Annotated in this window: 1 protein-coding gene; it reads left to right on the top strand. The window is 70.7% G+C overall.

Going from position 1 to position 386, the window contains the following annotated elements; genetic code table 11:
* The coding region (locus AC5RWQ_RS30725) for an LpqB family beta-propeller domain-containing protein (RefSeq protein WP_494286087.1) at nt 1-386 on the top strand (386 nt) is incomplete at both ends.

The following is a 386-nucleotide window of genomic DNA, read 5'->3' on the forward strand; positions in this document are numbered from 1 at the left end:
GGCCGAGGTGGACCACGCGGACGGGTCCACCGCGTGTGTGCTGCACAGCAGTGAGGCGCTCGGCTACGGCCCGGAGAACCTGGTCGGGTCCAGCCCGCGGCCGTACTTCATCGAGGCGGACAGCCAGCACCGGTTGCTGGAGCTGACCGACGACGGCAAGGGCAGCACCCCGAAGGCGACCGCGGTGCCGGGGCCGTTCGGCTCCAGCAAGGCGTATCTGGACTCGGTGGCGGTGCGCAGGGACCAGGAGGTGGCCGCGGGGGTGCGCTCCGACGGCCGCAATCTGGTGGTCGGTTCGCTGGTCACCGGTCAGACCTTCGGCAAGGCGGTGGTGACCAGCAACGTCAAGGACGGGCTGAGCGCACCGAGTTGGGACGGGTTCGACG

The sequence above is a fragment of the Micromonospora sp. BS32 genome, assembly GCF_059089345.1.